The 17,206-nt window shown below is 70.3% G+C and carries 13 protein-coding genes, 2 pseudogenes and 2 riboswitches; of the genes and pseudogenes, 7 read left to right on the top strand and 8 right to left on the bottom strand.

From position 1 onward, the window contains the following. Nucleotides 1-79: 79 nt before the first annotated feature. From N0B34_RS06415 to N0B34_RS06435, 5 genes and pseudogenes are all read right to left on the bottom strand, one after another. Nucleotides 80-1,219: a dynamin family protein gene (locus N0B34_RS06415; protein WP_263730511.1), complete on the bottom strand. Its 1,140-nt coding sequence runs from the start codon at nucleotides 1,217-1,219 to the stop codon at nucleotides 80-82. Nucleotides 1,220-1,496: 277 nt separating this feature from the next. Further along, nucleotides 1,497-2,159, bottom strand: a pseudogene (locus tag N0B34_RS06420) (2,3-bisphosphoglycerate-dependent phosphoglycerate mutase); the annotation flags it as partial. Nucleotides 2,160-2,210: 51 nt separating this feature from the next. Further along, nucleotides 2,211-3,466 (bottom strand): annotated as a pseudogene (locus N0B34_RS06425) (IS3 family transposase). Nucleotides 3,467-3,634: 168 nt separating this feature from the next. Then, a riboswitch (Fluoride riboswitch) is annotated at nucleotides 3,635-3,722 on the bottom strand. Between the two features lie 61 nt (nucleotides 3,723-3,783). Continuing rightward, nucleotides 3,784-4,221, bottom strand: a complete 438-nt coding sequence (locus N0B34_RS06430; protein WP_263730512.1) for a universal stress protein — start codon at nucleotides 4,219-4,221, stop codon at nucleotides 3,784-3,786. Continuing rightward, on the bottom strand, nucleotides 4,218-5,453 hold the full coding sequence (locus tag N0B34_RS06435; protein WP_263730513.1) for a cation:proton antiporter: 1,236 nt from the start codon (nucleotides 5,451-5,453) through the stop codon (nucleotides 4,218-4,220). The genes N0B34_RS06430 and N0B34_RS06435 overlap by 4 nt, the downstream gene beginning before the upstream one ends. A gap of 388 nt (nucleotides 5,454-5,841) precedes the next feature. On the opposite strand from N0B34_RS06435, the gene N0B34_RS06440 reads away from it, so the two are divergent. Then, complete coding sequence (locus N0B34_RS06440) at nucleotides 5,842-6,093, top strand: DUF2180 family protein (RefSeq protein ID WP_263730514.1); 252 nt, start codon at nucleotides 5,842-5,844, stop codon at nucleotides 6,091-6,093. 4 nt (nucleotides 6,094-6,097) lie between these two features. Here the strand turns inward: N0B34_RS06440 and N0B34_RS06445 are convergent, their stop codons facing one another. Further along, nucleotides 6,098-6,793 carry a histidine phosphatase family protein gene (locus N0B34_RS06445; RefSeq protein ID WP_263730515.1) on the bottom strand — a complete coding sequence of 232 codons (696 nt, stop codon included), beginning with the start codon at nucleotides 6,791-6,793 and terminating at the stop codon, nucleotides 6,098-6,100. A 14-nt stretch (nucleotides 6,794-6,807) separates the two neighbouring features. Beyond that, nucleotides 6,808-6,883: riboswitch (Fluoride riboswitch) on the bottom strand. A gap of 233 nt (nucleotides 6,884-7,116) precedes the next feature. On the opposite strand from N0B34_RS06445, the gene eno reads away from it, so the two are divergent. From eno to N0B34_RS06460, 3 genes are all read left to right on the top strand, one after another. After that, nucleotides 7,117-8,397, top strand: coding sequence for a phosphopyruvate hydratase (eno, locus tag N0B34_RS06450; protein WP_263730516.1), 1,281 nt, complete (start codon nucleotides 7,117-7,119; stop codon nucleotides 8,395-8,397). 47 nt (nucleotides 8,398-8,444) lie between these two features. Then, nucleotides 8,445-9,188, top strand: coding sequence for a 2,3-bisphosphoglycerate-dependent phosphoglycerate mutase (locus N0B34_RS06455; RefSeq protein WP_263730517.1), 744 nt, complete (start codon nucleotides 8,445-8,447; stop codon nucleotides 9,186-9,188). Between the two features lie 92 nt (nucleotides 9,189-9,280). Beyond that, on the top strand, nucleotides 9,281-10,159 hold the full coding sequence (locus N0B34_RS06460) for a hypothetical protein (RefSeq protein WP_263730518.1): 879 nt from the start codon (nucleotides 9,281-9,283) through the stop codon (nucleotides 10,157-10,159). A gap of 286 nt (nucleotides 10,160-10,445) precedes the next feature. Here N0B34_RS06460 and N0B34_RS06465 read toward each other — a convergent pair whose 3' ends face one another. Further along, complete coding sequence (locus N0B34_RS06465; protein WP_263730519.1) at nucleotides 10,446-10,847, bottom strand: hypothetical protein; 402 nt, start codon at nucleotides 10,845-10,847, stop codon at nucleotides 10,446-10,448. Nucleotides 10,848-10,859: 12 nt separating this feature from the next. Then, nucleotides 10,860-14,411, bottom strand: a complete 3,552-nt coding sequence (mobF, locus tag N0B34_RS06470; protein ID WP_263730520.1) for a MobF family relaxase — start codon at nucleotides 14,409-14,411, stop codon at nucleotides 10,860-10,862. Nucleotides 14,412-14,896: 485 nt separating this feature from the next. On the opposite strand from mobF, the gene N0B34_RS06475 reads away from it, so the two are divergent. The 3 genes from N0B34_RS06475 (at nucleotide 14,897) to N0B34_RS06485 (ending at nucleotide 17,081) form a co-directional block, all read left to right on the top strand. Next, the gene (locus N0B34_RS06475; RefSeq protein ID WP_263730521.1) at nucleotides 14,897-15,322 is read left to right on the top strand and encodes a hypothetical protein; all 426 of its coding nucleotides are present in this window, start codon (nucleotides 14,897-14,899) and stop codon (nucleotides 15,320-15,322) included. Next, nucleotides 15,319-16,707, top strand: coding sequence for a hypothetical protein (locus tag N0B34_RS06480; RefSeq protein ID WP_263730522.1), 1,389 nt, complete (start codon nucleotides 15,319-15,321; stop codon nucleotides 16,705-16,707). Before N0B34_RS06475 ends, N0B34_RS06480 begins: the two co-directional genes overlap by 4 nt. A gap of 212 nt (nucleotides 16,708-16,919) precedes the next feature. Continuing rightward, nucleotides 16,920-17,081, top strand: coding sequence for a YHS domain-containing protein (locus N0B34_RS06485; protein WP_263730523.1), 162 nt, complete (start codon nucleotides 16,920-16,922; stop codon nucleotides 17,079-17,081). Nucleotides 17,082-17,206 lie beyond the last annotated feature (125 nt).

A 17,206-nucleotide genomic window follows, 5' to 3' on the forward strand; every position in this document is an offset into this window, starting at 1 on the left:
GCATCCCCTCGGCCCGATGCAGCCGACGGATCTCCGCCCAATCCTCCAGTGCGATCACCCCTCCAGAGTCCCGGAGGGGTCAGCCCCAATCCGTCGTCAGAGGGTCAGTCTCAACGCGTCGTCGACAAGAGCCGCGCCAGAGGCGAGCCTGGTCCGGAAGGCGGCAGAGCACCTCCGCACTCAGTGTGGCGAGCTCGGTCTGGAGCTGGTCGACCAGGACCGCCTGCAGCTGCTGTGCAGCCGGTCGCACCAGCCTGTGCGCCTGTGTGCGGGTGGCGGGCAGCCGAGCCCGCTCGGCTGCCAGGGCCGTTCGCAGGCGTGTCGCCGACTCGGCGTCTGCCTCAGCGGCCGCGATGGCAAGCGCCAGGTAGGTGCGGGTGTCCTGGACGAGACGCTCGGTCCGGTGGGCCAGGAGCGCGGCGGCCACCTCGCGTTCGTGCGCCTGCAGCCGCGCAAGCTGGGCACGGAGTCGTGCTCTGAGGTGGCCGTACGGCGGCGCGGTGGAGTAGGCGAGCACCGGCCCGGTGTACCCGGCCCCGGCCTGCGCCTCGCGACGCACGTAGGCACACAAGTCGGCCCGCTCAGGCTCTGCGACGAGATCGATCTTGGAGACAACCACCAGAACGTGCGGCGTGTGGACCGCAACCTGCTGCAGGAGATCGCGGTCCGCCGCGGACAGCGGCTGCACCGCGCTGACGACCACAACCGCCACGGCAACCCGCGGAAGCCACCGCGTCGACAAGGCTGCGCTGGTCTCATGCACCGAGCTGAGACCGGGGGTGTCGACGAAGACGAGGTTGGGGAACGCGGCGAGGCCGGGGGCGTTGACCTCGACTCTTTCGATGCCCTTGATGTTGTCCGGATTAGCACCCTCGGTCACGAAGTCGGCGAGTGCCCAGGGCGAGACGGAGGAGACGGCTCCTGACGTCGACCGAACCGTGGCGCTGAGGTGCTCACCGAACTGGAGGACGGTGGGGACGCAGGTGGAAGGGATGGCGCGTACGGGCAGCACATCGTCACCGATGATGCTGTTCAGCAGTGAGCTCTTGCCTGCCTTGAAGGCTCCGAGGACGACAACCGCGAGGCGGCTGTCGGAGGTCTGAGTCCCCACGGCAGCGACGCGGTTCGACAGGTCCGTGAGGCCGAACCTGTGCGCGACGTGCTCGATCACGCCGAGCCGATCGTCCAGTGGAGCTTGCCGCTCGCCCGGGGTGCTCATCGTGGTTCGGCCACGGATCGGGGAACGTCCACGTCCGGCGGTCGTAGCTGCTGGAGCCGACGGTGAAGCCGTTGGACCGCCCGACGAGGGCTGACCACGATCGGCAGCAGTACCAGCGACACGGCACTGGCGACGAACGGGCACGAGCGGCCACCCACGGCGACCACGTACGTGACAAGGCCGAGGCCGAGGAGCGAAGCCAGCACCTCGTGCCACGTGCTCGACCGACTGTGCAAGCGCCGCACCGCGAACCGGCCACGGCGCCACGCGCGTGCCTTCATGTCCCACCCTCCGCTTCAATCCTGCGGATCCCAGCCTTCGCGGCGGGCACGTCGAGATAGCGGCCGTGCACCGGAGCCGTCGGTGTTGCCCCGTCGAGGGTCGCGACCCACGGCTGCGTCGGAGGGATGTTCACGCCCGTCAGGGTCGCGTCGTCGAGCCGTTCGAGAATCGCCCGCAACGCTCGTAAGGAGTTCCCGTGTGCGACGAGCAGGGCGCACGCACCGGGCGGGAGTCGGTCGCGGGTCTGATCCCACCAGGGGCGTACCCGCCCGATCACCTCGCGCGACGACTCGCCTGCCCCGACCTCAAGGTGCTCCGCGACCGCCGGCGGCGGCATGCACTCCCAGGTCGCGATCTGCCGTGGGCTCGCCGGTGGCGGAGCCCCGTCGACGGTCCGGCGCCACGTGGTGAAGGCGTCCGCACCGAATCGCTCGAGAACGTGGCGCTTGGCCATCCCCGTCAAGGTCCCGTAGTCGCGCTCGGCGAGCTGCCAGGCGCCCACGACGGGTACGTCGGCGATGCCGAGCGCCGTGCGAACGAGGTCAGCGGTCCGCATGGCACGTTCGAGCGGGGAGCTGATGATGACGGTTGGTTCCAGACCCGCGCGCCGCAGCTGCTGCGCAGCTGAACCGGCCCCGCAGACGCCGTGCCGGGTGAGCGGCGGATCGAGAAGTGGGCCTTACCCCCGGTTCGTGGACACGGTGGTGGATTACGCCGCTGCCGGGAGGATAGCGGCTGACGTGGTCTCGTAGGTGACAGGCGACTGGTAGCGGCACCAGGAGTGCCGGCGGCGGGTGTTGTAGCGCACGAGCCATCGGAACAACTGGCGGCGGCAGGTCGCCTCGTCAGGCCACGCGTTGTGGTCTTGGAGGACCTCTCTCTTCAGGGTGGCGTTGAAGGACTCGGCGAGGCTGTTGTCTGCGCTGGTCCCGACGGCGCCCATGGACTGGGTCACCCCCAGCTCGGCGCAGAGTCGGGCGTAGTCCTTGGAGGTGTAGACCGACCCGTGGTCGGAGTGGAAGACCGCGCCGGCGAGCCTGCCGCGGGTCGCGTGGGCGGCCTTGAGCGCGTCGGCGACGAGCTCGGTGCGCATGTGGTCCGCGATCGACCAGCCGACCAGGCGGCGCGAGTAGCAGTCGATCACGGTCGCCAGGTACAGGTTGGTGCCGTCGGAGAGCGGCAGGTAGGTGATGTCCCCGACGTAGCGGCGGTTCGGGGCCGGGGCGGTGAAGTCCCGCTTGAGCAGGTCAGGGACCCGCAGGTCCGCAGGTTCGGGGATCGTGGTGCGGACCTTGCGCCGACGGCGGTACCCGGCGATGGCGTGCTCGCGCATCACCCGGGCGACCCGCTTGTGATTGACCCGCTGACCAGGCGCGACGCCGTCGTTGAGCTCGGCGGTCACCCGCGGCGCGCCGACCGTTCTGTCCTCGTCGTGGACCTTGCGGATCCGCTCGGCGAGCTCGGCGTCAGCCTCAACCCGGGCGGCCCTGGCCGGTGCCCCGGCCCGTCAGGCGTAGTAGGAGGATCGCTCGATCTCGACGAGCTCGCACAGCCGCTTCACCTCGAAGGTGCCGGAGTGGTCGGCGACGAACTGGAAGCGGCTCACCAGTTCGTCTCCCCGGCGAAATACTTCGCCGCCTGGCGCAGGATCTCCCGCTCGGTCGCGAGCTTGGTCCGCTCCGCCCGCAGCTGGGCGTTCTCGGCCTCGAGCCGGGCCACCTTCTGTTCCGAGGTCTCGGGCCCCGACGGCGGCAGCGAGCCGCTCCTGGGACTGACCGGGCGGGTGGTCGTCGTGCCGTCCAGGGCCGTCGTCTTGCCCGTGCCGTACAGGTCCACCCAGTTGCTCAAGGTGCCCCGCACGATCCCCAGATCAGCGGCGATGCCACGCAGCGTCGCCCCCGGGGTGGACTCGTACAAGTCGACGGCCTGCCGACGGAACTCATCGGAGTAGTTCTTGCGGGCCATGGTCCTGGATCATCTCGCTTCCCCAGCACGTGCTGGATACAGCGTGTCCAAGAACCAGGGTCAGGGCCCAGCCCTGTGAAGCGTTGGGCCGCGTTGTAGACGCTCTCCCCGTGGCGCAGCAGCACGACCGTGCACTCGCCGGGCATGCGTCACCTGCCGTCGTCACGTGGACGGGCAGGAACCATCAGCCGGTTGGCGGTTGTAGCACCAAGGACGATGCCTCGGCACTGTGGCGGGATCCATCGCCACCCTAATTCTAGTGCTGGCGCCGGTCGACCGGTCGACGGCACGCGGGCCCGGCCGACTTCAGGTCTCCGTCACTGGACAGCGCGCGGCCGGCTCGCGTCCGGACGGGTGATGGTCACGGTGCAGCGCGCATATGTCGCCACACGTCTGGAGACCGAGCCCAGCATCCATCGCTCGAGGCGTGACCTGCCGCGGTGGCCCAAGACGATGTGGTCCACGCCATTGGTCTCGGCGTAACGCAGGATCTGCTCCGCGGGATGCCCGACCTGTGTCACGACGACAGGTGCAAGGTCGGTGAATCGCTGGCCGATGCCCTCCAGCACTGCTGAGGTGTGCGATTCCGCACGGTCGAGCAGGGCCTCGGTCTCGACGTCGTCGGCGATCTCCGGGACGTGCGTCACCCCGAGGACATGGAGCTCGGCTCCGTATCGACGTGCAAGGTCTGCGGCGAGGTCGAGAGCGGCGTCGGCGGCTTCCGAGCCGTCGTAGCCGACGAGGATCCTCTTCATCGTTCCTCCTGGACGAGGTCAACTTCCGGTGAGGCCGCAGGGTCGGCAGGCGCGCCGGCGACGTCGCGCGTGACCTCCGTGCGGTCGGGGAGCAGGTGCCGGGGGAGGAAGAACGCATTCGCGATCACCGTGGGGATCACGGCACTACCCACCACCGCCGCAACGAGGATGGAGTATTGCGCCGTGGACACGATCTGATGGTTCAGACCGAAGAGGGCGGCGATGGTTCCGAAGGTGAGGCCAGTGGACATCAGCAGAGTGGTGTATGCGCCCTCGCGGCGGGGGGAACGGAATGCCCGCGTCACCGGGTAGACCCCGACGACCTTGAGCAAGACCTTCGCACCGAGGAGAGCAAGGAAGGCGATCGGCGCCGCCGCGAGAGCCGGGAGAGACACGAGCGAGCCGGCCCGCAGGAAGTAGAACGGCGTCAGAAGCCCGAAGGTCAATGTGCGTAGCCGTCGGACCAGCTCGTGATCACGGCCGACGACACCGGCCAACACCATCCCGACGAGGTATGCCGGCAGCACCGACTCGCTACCGGCCCAGGTTGCCAAGGCCGCCAGCCCGAACAGGACGGCCAGAAGGAACTTGGCCTCGATCTCGGATGGTCGCCCTCCGAAGCGCGCGAACACGGCCCGGACCACCCGAGGGAGCACGACGACGACGAGGGCGGCGACCGCGGCGAACACTCCTGTCCGCCACGTGAACGGGGAGAACATCAGCCCCAGCGCCAGCACGGTCGCCAGGTCGGTTACGAAGCAGGCCGCCAGAACGGTCTTGCCGTACGACGTCTTGTTCAGCCCGAACTCGAGCATCACGGCGTACACCACCGCGACGGATGTCGTCGACATCGAGATCCCGGCCAACCACCCCGCCCGGGGTGACCAACCGAGCACCCAGATGGCGAGGGCGGCACATCCTAGGAACGGCGCCGCGAAGCTGACCAAGCCGATCCCAGCCGCCTGCCTCCAGTTGCTCCGGAAGCTCGCCGGGTCCAGCTCGGCGCCCGCGAGAAAGGTCAGCACGATCGCGCCGGTACCAGACAAGAAGGTGACCCAAGACGCGTCTCGCGAAAGCGCGCTCGCTCCGAGCGCGGCGCCGATCAGCAGCTGCGCGACCATGCCCACGGCGATCTCGGACAGGGCCGTCGCCAGGCGCAGCCACACGGAGATCACCGAAGCCAGCAGCGCTAGCGCCAACCACACGCCTGCTTGAGCCCATACCGCGGTCATGACGGCTCCCCACCTGTCGATCAGGTAGGGACCGTTGGCGCCTGGTGCGCAAGTGCTGGCGAGCCCCTCCGCCGATCGGCACGCTAGCTCCCGACTGGCACTCCCGCAATGCCGACCGCGTCCGGCGTCGGCTCTCCTGACGTCCGACCTACACCACGGCGCTCCGGACTGGCGCAGCACTTGCGTCGGTACCGCATCATGGTGACGTCACGGCGGAGGGGCTCGCCTCAACTGCAGCACGGTGCTGCCAACGGTCCCTGGACAACCACCTGGTTGGTGGCTGCCGTGACGTCATGCGGTGGTCGCTCTGGTCGGGAGCGGGATCCCGATCGGCCAGGAACAGGTGCCACGGGGCGCCTGGAGGAGTCGAGCGACCGAGGAGCGAACCATGCAGTGCTTCGAGTGCATGACACGAGGGAGCCAGTTCACGCCCGCAGTGGCGGTTTGCACCACCTGCGGTGCTGGCCTCTGCATCGACCACGCTGTGGTCGGGCACGCGGCAACCTGGCTGAGCACTCCGGGGAACCCGGCTCCCCGCCGGCTACCCGGTCGACGGCTCCTTTGCCCGGAGTGCGCGTCCGGCTCATCCGGCGTGGGTGACGACCAGCACGACCGCCGCACCGTGGCCGCGGTGAGCTGATCTTTCACAGGTCCGGCGCGCTAGCACCCTCAGGCGCGCCGGACCGAAGCCGCGTGATTCGCGGGCGCCCGGGGCCCCCGACGTCGTAGGCCACGACGTCTCCGTGGCCGAGGGACTCGTCGAGCATCCGGTCGTCGTCGAGCCCTTCGACGATGACTCTCAGGGCCCTGAGCGCCGCGTCGTGGGAGACGATCACCACAGCCCCGGCGCCGAGACGCGGGTACAGGTGGTGCAACCAGAAGCCGCGGACCCGAGTCAGAACGTCGCGCAGCGACTCCGGCTCGGCGCGTTGGCGATAGGGCCGCTGCTGCAGGGCATAACGCATGGCTGCCCAGCGAGGGTCGTGCGGCGACATCTGCGGTGGCACCTCGTCGAGTCCCGTCTGCGACGGTACCGACGTTGCGGGTTGGCCAGACCAGGCACCCAAGTTCTGGTCCGAGAGCTCCCACACCATCCGCACCGACGGTTGGCCGAGCGCCTCGCGGGCAATTGTTCGAGCCGTATCCGCAGCGCGCACAAGAGGGGAGGACAGCACCTCGTGCACGGGCACGGGCTGCTCGACCACCGCATGGCGGACGTCGTCGGCTACCGCGCGACCCTCGACGCTGAGCTCGGTGTTGAGCAGGCCCGGCAGCGCGCCTTCGGCCTCGGACGTGCATGGCCCGGGCCGGACGAGGATCAGGCGTTCGAACGCGGGCACGGCGCTCCTGTCTCATGAGGACAGGAACCATCAGCCGGGGTCGGCGGGTCAGGCCCGGGGGCCTCGGCGGGATCCATCGCCGGTAGTCGGATTCTAGGGGGCGCGCGACGTGGCCTCGAACGCTGACCAGGGACCATGGGCGCCATGCGACCACAGGACCACTGTTAGTGTCGGCGATGTCACGGTGGTGGGGCTCACCTTCAACCGCGGTCGTCATGGCCGCCAACGGTCCCTGGGATGCCCCTTCGGGCGTGCCGTGACTCATGTCCTCCGGCAGCCCGCACCGGTGTCCGTCTCGACGGCGCGAAGCGGAAGGACAGACGATGACCCGTCAGGGTGTTGTGCTCACGGCAGTGTCGGCTTTGGAGATCCTTGACTCGCGGGGCAACCCGACGGTGCAGGTCACCCTCGTAACCGACGACGGACGATCCTGGGTAGCGGGCGTGCCGTCCGGCGCCTCGACCGGGACGCGCGAGGCCGTCGAGCTGCGCGACGGCGACGCCGCCCGGTACGGCGGCAAGGGCGTGACCCGCGCGGTCGCGAACGTGAACGGGGAGATCGCGGACCTGCTGGTGGGCCGCAGCTGGGACAGCCTGGCCGACCTGGATGCGGCGACGATCGAGCTGGACGGCACGCCCACGAAGGCTCGGCTCGGTGCAAACGCCCTGGTGGGCGTGTCGATGGCGGCCGCGCGGGCGTTCGCGGGTGAGCAGCCGTTGTGGCAGTCGCTGCAGCCGGGCGGGGTCACGCCACGGCTGCCCGTGCCGCACTTCAACGTGCTCAACGGGGGCGTGCACGCGCCGAACGACCTGGACTTCCAGGAGTTCATGATCGCGCCGGTCGGCGCACCGTCATTCCCCGAGGCGGTCCGTGCTGGCGCCGCGGTCTACGGGCGGCTGCGGGCGCTGCTGCGCGACCGCGGCGAGAACACGGGGCTGGGAGACGAGGGCGGGTTCGCTCCCAACATCGCTCGCCCGGAGAACGTGCTGAGCGTGATCGTGCAGGCCATCCGCGACGCCGGGTACTCCGCCGGGATGGACGGTGTGGCGATCGCGCTGGACCCCGCCGCGAGCGAGTTCTACCGCGACGGCGCTTACCACGTGGCCGGCGAGACCCTGAGCAGCGCAGACATGATCGCGCGGTACGAGCAGATCGCCGCCGATTTCCCGGTGTGGTCCCTCGAGGACGGGCTCGCCGAGGGCGACTGGGACGGGTGGCACCAGCTGACGGCCCGACTCGGTGGCCGGCTGCAGCTGGTGGGAGACGACATCTTCGTCACGAACCCGGCGATCATCAGCGAGGCGATCGACCGCAAGGTCGGCAACTCGGCTCTGATCAAGCTCAACCAGATCGGCACCGTCACCGAGACTCTCGAGGCCCAGCGGATCTGCCGCGAGGCCGGCTACACGCAGATGATCTCCCACCGATCCGGCGAGACCGCGGACTCCTTCATCGCCGACCTGGCAGTGGCCACCGGAACCGGCCAGCTGAAGACGGGCGCACCGGCCCGCGGGGAGCGCGTCGCCAAGTACAACCGGCTGCTGGAGATCGCCGCGGCGGAAGCGGCCATGGGTTACGGGCTGACCACTCCGGCGGCCAGGTGACGCCGGGAACGGACCGACCGGCCGCGAGCCGGCCGAACCCCGGACGGGTGGCGGGTGAGCAGACCCGCCGCCCGTCCGGCACCCTCGTGCTGCTGCGCAACGGGCAGAGCCAGGCCGATGGCGGGCAGGTGTTCGCAGGCCTGCTCGACCCGCACCTGACCGATGTCGGCCTCGCCGAAGCACGCAACGCGGGGGAGATGCTCCGCGCACACCGCATCGGCATCGACCTCGTGCTCTCCTCGCCGTTGGCGCGTGCGCTGCAGACGGCCGGCGTGGTCGCTGACGGACTAGGTGTGCCACAGGACGACCGGGTGATCGACGCCCGGCTGCGGGCGCGCGGCCTCGGCCGCTTGACCGGTCTGGCCAAGCGCCGCGCCCTGGAGAAGTTCGGCCGCGACTCGTACCTCGAATGGCGTTACGCACTGGACGGGTGCCCACCGCCTGCCACTCCTGAACAGGCGACGACGTGGCAGTGGAGTCCCCCGGCGGACCTCGTCGACGCGGAGACGTTGCGCGCAGGAGAGTCGCTTCGCGACGTCATTGCCAGGGTGCGTCCGGTCTGGACCGACGCAGTGCAGCCTGCGCTGCGGGCCGGGCGCAACGTGCTCCTCGTCGCACACGGGGACTCGCTGCGAGCCTTGCGGGCCGTGCTCGAGGATGTGGCGAGCGACCGGCTGGGTGACAGCAGCATCACCCCCGCTCAGCCCTTGGTCTACGGGTGCCGAACCGACGGGCGCATCGTCGGTCCTGGTCGCTACGTCGAGGACCTGGACCAAGCCCACGACGCGTGAGACGGGGCGGCCCGCGAGCAGGCCGCTAGGGGACTGAGGCCTCTCGTCATGACGCGCCACGGCGGAGCCGCGGAGTTATCGTTACCGCGGCGATGGATCCCGCCGAGGTGCCCTCGACACCTGAACTGCCGACGGCTGATGGCTCCTTCCGAACAAGGGAGGAAGTCATGGTGTCTGTGGACCCGCGAACCCTCGCCGAGGTGAGTGGACCGGCACCTCAGCTGGCGCCCATCAGTCGAGCGCCGATGACGCCCGGCGAGGTTCGAGAGCTATGGGCGTTCGTTCATGGCGACATCATGGTCGGCGGCATCCGGTCGATCCTGCGACGCTCCCTCGGCCTGTGCCCGAGGCACGCGTGGGGCTACGCGGCGGTGGAGATCGAGCTCTGGGAGCACGGCGCTGGCGCGCGCGGGGGTCACCAGCCCTTCGACCTGACCATCCTGTACAAGGACCTCGCCGCCGAGCTCGCCGAGAAGCTCACAGCTCATCATGCCCCCTGGCACACGGACCTCCGGGACGTGATCACCCCGACGCAAGGCTGTCGCATCTGCAGCGACTTGCATGGAACGGACCAGGCTCACCCGCCCGTCGGCTACGCGGGAATGAACATCCCGGCCCTTACCGATGTCTCGAATCGCCTGCAGTGGACCGCCGGGTGGATCCGCGAGACCGAACCCCTGTGGCGCACACAGGTGTGCCCGGTGTGCGCCCAACCCCGGTCGTACCACTCCGACGAGCACCCGCTGTTGTGTCGCCACCACATGGTCGGCGCGCCGCTGCACGCCGCTCAGGCCGCGCAAGTCGGCCGACGGCTCGCAGAGCTTTCCGAGCAGATGTCCGGACTGGTCCAGTCCATGACCGGGGACGGGCCGCATGCCGGCCCCGAGCAGAACGCTGCGTGGGTGATCGCACTCAGTTGGTTCGCCACGTGGGAGACCGTGCTCGACATCAGCGCATCGCCGAACAGGTGACGATCCGACCGTTGGCTATGCTCCTGCTCCGGCAGCCGGATCCGCCGGAGCGCTTCACGCACCTCGGCTGAGTTACTGGCCGTCACACCTGGACGGTTGTCGTCCTCGACAGCAGCGGCGTGCAACCAGCTGCGCAGGCACGACTCGGCGATCCCGAAGTCGGCCGCGATCACCTTCGGCGGAGCCTGCCCGCGCAGGGTGACCGCCACGACGTCCCGGCGGAACTCCTTCGGATAGGGAGTTGGCACCAGGCACATCCTTCCAGCGGCGCCACCGGGACTACAGATCATGTGTCACCTATTCGTGCAGCAGACCCACGCGGTGCCCGGTGGCTGTCTGGTCTGCATCCGAGCCGCGCGACCCAGTCGCCGATGCGACTTCGGGCGGCAGCGAACCGCTCGTGCCACAGCAGGGGGGCGTCGTGCGAGGCGGTAGTCGCGAAGGAGCCCTTCCAGGACAGGTGCAGCGCGGAGAGCTCCTCGATGAGTTCGGGGTGTTCGTGCCAGCACTCGGGGACGGTGCGGTGGTCGAGCTGGTAGCGGTCGACGAGCCAGAGCACCCAAAGGTCGAGGCTTTCAAGGAAGAGGTGTTCGTCGTCTGGTGTCTGGGCTGACCAGGCGAAGACGACGGGTGGTTGTCGTGGCTGCTTCAGTCGTGGCGGCGGGTAGAAGCCGTCGGGTTGGGTCATGACGATTCCCTCCTAGCGCGAGACGGGCGTTCTTGAGCTGAAGCCCGCACCGCGGGTTGCGGTCTCGGCGGGCTGCCGGTCGTGGTGGGCGGTGGTGGTGGTGATCTCGGCGAGCCACGCGGCGTGCGCGGCTGGGCTCACGGGTTCGGGCCCGAGCCTGTCCAGCCAGTGCGGGTTGGTCTGGAGGGCTGCGGAGGTCAGCGCCTGTAGCCGTTCGTCGATGAGCTGGTTGACCTGGGCGAGCAGGTCACTGCCGGCAGGGTCGAGCCCGGTGGCGTCCGGGACGGCGCAGATGTCTTGGGCTTCGTCGCGGTGCCGGTCCAGGTACGCCCGCGCCCCAGACAGGAGCGTGGACGCCGGATCCGCGCGCGGCTCGAAGGCCGTGATGAGGCTGCCGAGGACCGCGTCCGCATCCGGCGCAAGCCTCGCGAGGACGTCGAGCGTCGTGAACACTCGTCCGGCATCGGGGGAGCGCGTGAGCCGGTCGATGGTCGGTTGCGTCATCCCGAGGTCGGCGAGGGCCTGGGTCCATCGGGCTTGGGCGGCGTCCGCGTACAGGGTGCGGCCGATCGGTTCGAGACGCCTCAGGGATGCGGCCTGGTCTTGCCGGGCGGCGATGGTGGCGGTGGCGGACTGTTCGGCGCCGGTGGTGGCCAGGACGCGAGTGAGGATGTCGTGGGCGTCGAGGGCGGCGTGCGGGTCGGGGAGGGCGTCGCAGTCGGTGTCGAGGGTGTCGGTGGCGACGTAGAGGTGGTTGGCCTCGCGGCCGCGGGTCATGGCGACGTAGAGGTTCTCTCGGGTCATGCCGGCGTGGGTGAGCACGTGGGCCCGGTCGACGGTGATGCCTTGGGCGCGGTGCGTGGTGGTGGCGTAGGCCAGCTCGACGTGGTCGGCGACGTACTGGGCCGGGAGCACGACGGGGTCGCTGTCCTGCGAGCCGGCGGTGCCGACGACGCCACGGCGGGCCAGGCGGGTTCGTGCGGGGGCGACGGTGAGGGACCCGTCGGGGTCGATGTGCTGCACGTCCCACAGGTCCCCGTTGCGCACGTACCCGCGGGCGGTGTTCAGGTGTCGGTCGTTGAGGCGGGTGACGATCCGGTCGCCGACCCCGATGGTGGTCCCAGCGCGGGTGGTCAGGCCGCCGGGGGCGACGAGTCCGTCTTGGACGCGATCGTTGTGGGCGCGGGTGTTTAGGGCGGTGACGGTCGCGGTGTCCGGGGCGAGTAGGACGGTGGTGCAGCCGGCGGTGACGTCGGCGGACCAGGCGGTGTAGGCCTCCTCGAGCATCGATTCCCCTGGCCCGGCGTGGATCCGCCCCGCCTCCTGGTAGGTGTCGAGGACGCGGGGGTTGCCGTCACGGAAGGCGGTGGTGGCGGCCGCTTCCCAGGGGTGGGTGAAGCGCCACAGGCTGCGCAGCCTGGCCCCGCCGGTGCGGGTGGCGAGCAGTCCGAACGCGCCGCCGGCGTCGACGGCGGACAGCTGGGCGTGGTCGCCGACGAGCAGCACCTTGGCCCCCATGCTGGCGGCTTGGCGGGTCAGCTCGTCCAGGGCGAGGGTCCCGGCCAGGGACGCCTCGTCCACGATGAGCAGCTGGTCCGGTTGCAGGCTCCAGTGCTGCTGCTGGCGGCGGTAATCGGCCAGGGCAGTGTCGATGGTCCGCACCCGGGTCAGGTTCGTCCCGTTGGTGTGTTCGCGCAGCGTGGTCAGCTGGTCGATGACGGCGGCCCGGGTGGCGGCGCCCGGGCCGGTGGACTCGTGCAGCCACTTGGCTGTGTTCTCGCAGCTGATGCCCAACGCTCCGGCGAGGTTGGCTGCAGCGGTCGAGGACGGTGCGAGCCCGATCACGGACCCGTGCCCATAGGTCCGCTCCCAGACCGTGCGCACGGCGGCCAGCGTGGTGGTCTTGCCCGACCCGGCCGGTCCGACCAGCAGGTCGACCACCCGGCCCGACCCAGCGATCGCACGCACCGCCTCCACCTGGTCGTGCGCCAGTCGGCCGTCCGCGTCGCCGGGGAGCGTGAGGGCGTGGTCGAACACGGGAGCAGTGGGGGCGGTGAGGTCGGTTGCGGCGTCCAGGAGGCGGGTCTCGGCTTCGAGGATGACCGTGTCGGTGAACGTGTGCTCGTCGGGTCGGTCGAACACCGTGCCCCCGTCGGGACGGGCGTACCGGCCGGTCGCTTGAAGCACGGCCGGGGCCTCCAGACTGATGCACCGCCCCAACGCCGCATCGGTGACCGCGTCCAGGAGCTCGAGCCGGTCGGCCGGGGACGCGGTGATCAGGGCGCGTGTGACGCGTGCGGCCTCGGAGAACACGTTCCACCTGGTCCAGGTCGAGCGTCGTTCGCGCACCCCGGCCAGCACCTGATCGGCCAGGTCGGCGATGACAAGGCCCGGAACTGCCCCTATCTGGACGGGTCGGACCTGCGAGTGGCGGAGGACCGCCGCGGTCTGGTCGCGCGGTGACATTCCGGTGACATCGGTGGCCCGCCGCCGCCACCTGGTGAGCAGCTCGCGCAGCGGTGAGACCCGTTTGGCGGGTCGGGTGGCGCGGGTGACCTGCTGACGCAGGCGGGTGATCTCGATCCGGTTCGGCGCCCGCCCGTGCCCGGCGGCGAACCCAGCGACCGCGGTAGTCATGGCCTCGTCGATCTGGCTGGTGCGCTGGGAGAACGCCGTCATCAGTTCATCGCTGATCCCGTCGAGCTCGAACGCCAACGACCGGTGCGCACCCCGGGACCGCCACCTCCACCCCACGGGCAGTCGCCGGGACAGCTCATCGACGAGGAAGCCGTTGTAGGCCTCGGAGACCGCGACGACCGCGTGGTGCAGGGCCCGGGAGTCCACCGACCGCCACGCACCGTCGCGGCCCTGGACCTTGTTGGCCAGCACCAGGTGGGTGTGCAGGTTCGGGTCGCCCGCCCGGGAGTCCCAGTGGTCGAACGCCACCGCGACCGCCCCCAGCGTCGGCTCCTGCCGGCACCCCGCGTGCCCGGTCCGGGTGTACAGGGCGCGGTCCTGCAGGACGTCCATCGCCTGCTCGACCGCCGCGGCGTGCGCGTCGGTGACAGCCTGCCGGGTGGACTCGTCGGCCACCGCCCACAGCGTCGAGACGGACTTCATCGCGGTGAACGTCAGGTCGAACCCGGCGACCACCGGCGAGGTGTCCCGGCCCAGCTCCACCCGGGTGATCGCCTCGACCGCCGCCTGCCGGGCCGGCGGTGGCATGTCCGCGGGTAGGGTCTTGACCTGGGCGGCGACGCGGTCGGCGGGCGAGATCACAGCGGGGTACGCGCGCCCCAGCGGGACACCAGTGAGCGGGTTGAGCCCGTGCGCGAACAGCCGCGACATCCCCACCTCCTCGACCACGGCGCCCGCGGGCAGAGCGGGCTGGTCGGTGGAGGGGTCCGCCAGACCGGCTAGGCCTCGACCGAGCCAACGGCCCGGCGGGTTGCCCGACTCCAGGTAGTACGCCGTCACCGGTGCCGGCCCGGTGCGTTGGCAGTCACCCGTGGCGACCTGCCGCAGCAGGTACCGATACCCGGCCCCAGCGGATAGCCGGTGCATCGTCATCACCACCGCCGACCACCCCACCTCGGCCGACCCTGCGCGCGTGTCCCCACATCAGCGGGAGCGCGGATCCGCCGAAACACGCGACGGCGACGGCCCGAACCAGAGCCCGGGTGCCAGAGGTGTCTAGCGGGTTGATGGCAGGGGCCGGGTAGGTCGATGGCGGCGGGGAGGGCCGGCAGGTGCTGCGGGGGGGAGTGGGAGGGGTCGGGGCGGAAGGTCGGGTGCGGAGGGGTCGGGTGGATGGCCGGCGGAGGGCGAGGGAGATGGTGCGCCAGGAGTGATCGGCCCCTGACGGTCGGATCGATGGGAGCGGTCCTTGGCGCCGGTGCTCACGCGCTGCAGCGGATGTCGGCGTCGCGTGTTTCGCCGATTCCGCACACCCGCTTATGAGGGGCCAAGTCGTCCACAGAGCATCGGCTGCTGGCCACGTGGACGCTGGCGCCGCGTGACCCTGGGGCCGAGGGGGATCGGAGGTCACCATGAGCGACACGTGGTCGACGGGCGCCGCGGCGGCGCTCGAACACGTCGGGAACGACTGGGCGGGGGTGTGGTGGCTGCTGTTCGCCGCGACCAAGGCCACCTTCCGCTTGTCGCTGCAGGTGCCGCTCGACCTGGGCGCCGAGCTGGCCTACGCCGCGATGGACTCCGGTGAGGCGCGCGACGAGGTCGGCTGGGCGCACCCCGAGGTGCCGCTGGCGGCCCTCGCTGTCGATCTGGGGCCTGCGAGCCAGAGTCTCGACGTTGCGGAGACCCGCGCGGTGATCGTCGGCCTGCTGGACGGCGCACTGCGCCGGCTGACCCCGCTCGGGGCCGTCGACTGTGCGCCGAGCGACCGGCAGCTCGCGCGAAGTGTCGGTTCGAAGGTCGTGGCGGCTCGCGACGTGCTGATGGACCTGCGGTCATGAGGGCGACCTACGGTGACCTCGTCGGGCGCGCGGGGGTCGACATCCACACCGGCCTCCTGCACGTGATGCGGCGGGGTTTCCGCGACCTCACGCAGGTCCAGAACACCGTCGGCACGTACTATGACCTGCTGGCGGCCCTGCGCAACCACGCCTGGTGGCTGCTCGACCCGGCCAAGACTCGCGCGGCGGACCGGCTGCCCCAGGGCCGGGGCCGGCCCGACCACGATGACCTGGACCGCGTCGCGGCGAACCTCTTCGCCAGCCTGGGTCCTCTCACGCAGCGACCCGTGCAGGTGCCGTACCCCGAACCGACGTTCGACCATCCGTGGCGCGACGCGGCCGACAAGCTCGGCGCGGCCATCGACCTGCTCGCCACGCACGTGGGCCCCCGCTACGAACCGCGCTCCGAGCAGGCATCCCTGGTGCTGGACCCGGAGCAACGCCATGGCGCTCTCGCGTTCATCGCAGCACTGACGGACCTGACGCTGAACGCCGACTCGGCCATCGGAGCCGCATGCAGGCATCGCGACATCCCCTGGGAGCAGGTCAACCGGTGGCTTCCGGACCGGTCGACCAGCAAGTCGCTGACCCACCGGCTGCACGAGCTGGCGTCCGACCACGACCACGGGCGCGGACTGCGCGACGTGACGACGAACATCTACCCAGTCCGCGAGGGCGATTCGCTCATCGAGCTCGGAGATCGGATGCTGCGCCTCCGGCACGCAGCGTGGCAGCTCGCGGACACGGTGCCGGACTACTCCGTCGTGACATTGCGCGACCTCGCCGGGCTCGGCATGGCAGCGCATGTTCACGCCGCCCACGCCCACGGCATGGACTACCGCGTACCGGCCTCATCGTCGAGTGGCCTCGTCAAGACCGCGCATGCATTCCAACGCCTCATGGTCGACCTCGATGACTACCTTGCTCCCGGCCCACCAGATCCGGCAATCCGTGTCGACATCCTCGCCGCCCGCGAGCTCCTGACCGAGCTTGTGCCCCTGGACCGCCCGGCGCGCATCACGACGATCTGGGATCCGCGAACCCGCGACACGCTCGAGGCTCTCCACGGCTCGTGTGAGGTCCTCACGCAGATCACGCGCATGAACCAGACGACCTTCGCGACCCTTGCGCGCTCCGAGCTGCTTCACGTGCCGGCCAGGCTTCTTGACGGCGAGCTCCTCAGCGAGGACCCGGTCGCGGCTGCCGCCAAGCTGAGCGGCGCTCGCCGCCTTGTCGCGCCGGCCGCCCGAGTTCGGAGCACAGTGCAGTGCTACCAGAGCATCGGCGCCGCGCACCCAGAGGCACCCGTCGCGCCGACGGGGCCAGCGCAGCACTACGACCCGCCGGCGCTCTTTCGACCCGCCGAGTTCGAGGGACGACCGTAGGGCTCCGCCCGGTCGTCGAGGGGCGGATCTTCGTCAGATCTTCATAGGGCGTCGCTGGTGCGATACCCATACGGGGTATACCTATAGAGGCGAGGCCCACCCCGGTCCTCGGATCGACGTTCGGTTCCCGCGAGCGCGGGCGTGGCCAGGTTGGGTACCGCCTCCGGTCGTCGAGTCGGACGTCGGCAGCAAGTGACGGCAAGGAGGAACCGATGTTCGGGAAGTCTTCGAAGGCCATCGACCCCGTGTGTGGCATGAGCGTCGACCCTGCGACGGCAAGCAGCGTGGAGCACGAGGGGGTGCAGTACTACTTCTGCTCTCCGCACTGCGCCAAGAGCTTCGAGGCAGACCCGGTGAAGTACGCCGGCAAGTGAGCAGTGGGGCAGGCCGCCCTATGTCGAGCGGCCTGCCCGACCGGCGATCTCGAGTCGGCCGCCCCGCCGCAGGGCCCGGTCGCCGGGTCACCAACGCACCAGCGCGTTCACCCGGTGCGAGTAGG

It is taken from the genome of Cellulomonas sp. SG140 (assembly GCF_025770785.1).
Taxonomy (GTDB): Bacteria; Actinomycetota; Actinomycetes; order Actinomycetales; family Cellulomonadaceae; genus Cellulomonas.

Coding starts and splice junctions, on each gene's coding strand:
- N0B34_RS06415 (WP_263730511.1), bottom strand. CDS start 1,219: ATGAGCACCCCGGGCGAGCGGCAAGCTCCACTGGACGATCGGCTCGGC.
- N0B34_RS06430 (WP_263730512.1), bottom strand. CDS start 4,221: ATGAAGAGGATCCTCGTCGGCTACGACGGCTCGGAAGCCGCCGACGCC.
- N0B34_RS06435 (WP_263730513.1), bottom strand. CDS start 5,453: ATGACCGCGGTATGGGCTCAAGCAGGCGTGTGGTTGGCGCTAGCGCTG.
- N0B34_RS06440 (WP_263730514.1), top strand. CDS start 5,842: ATGCAGTGCTTCGAGTGCATGACACGAGGGAGCCAGTTCACGCCCGCA.
- eno (WP_263730516.1), top strand. CDS start 7,117: ATGACCCGTCAGGGTGTTGTGCTCACGGCAGTGTCGGCTTTGGAGATC.
- N0B34_RS06460 (WP_263730518.1), top strand. CDS start 9,281: ATGGATCCCGCCGAGGTGCCCTCGACACCTGAACTGCCGACGGCTGAT.
- N0B34_RS06465 (WP_263730519.1), bottom strand. CDS start 10,847: ATGACCCAACCCGACGGCTTCTACCCGCCGCCACGACTGAAGCAGCCA.
- mobF (WP_263730520.1), bottom strand. CDS start 14,411: ATGCACCGGCTATCCGCTGGGGCCGGGTATCGGTACCTGCTGCGGCAG.
- N0B34_RS06475 (WP_263730521.1), top strand. CDS start 14,897: ATGAGCGACACGTGGTCGACGGGCGCCGCGGCGGCGCTCGAACACGTC.
- N0B34_RS06480 (WP_263730522.1), top strand. CDS start 15,319: ATGAGGGCGACCTACGGTGACCTCGTCGGGCGCGCGGGGGTCGACATC.
- N0B34_RS06485 (WP_263730523.1), top strand. CDS start 16,920: ATGTTCGGGAAGTCTTCGAAGGCCATCGACCCCGTGTGTGGCATGAGC.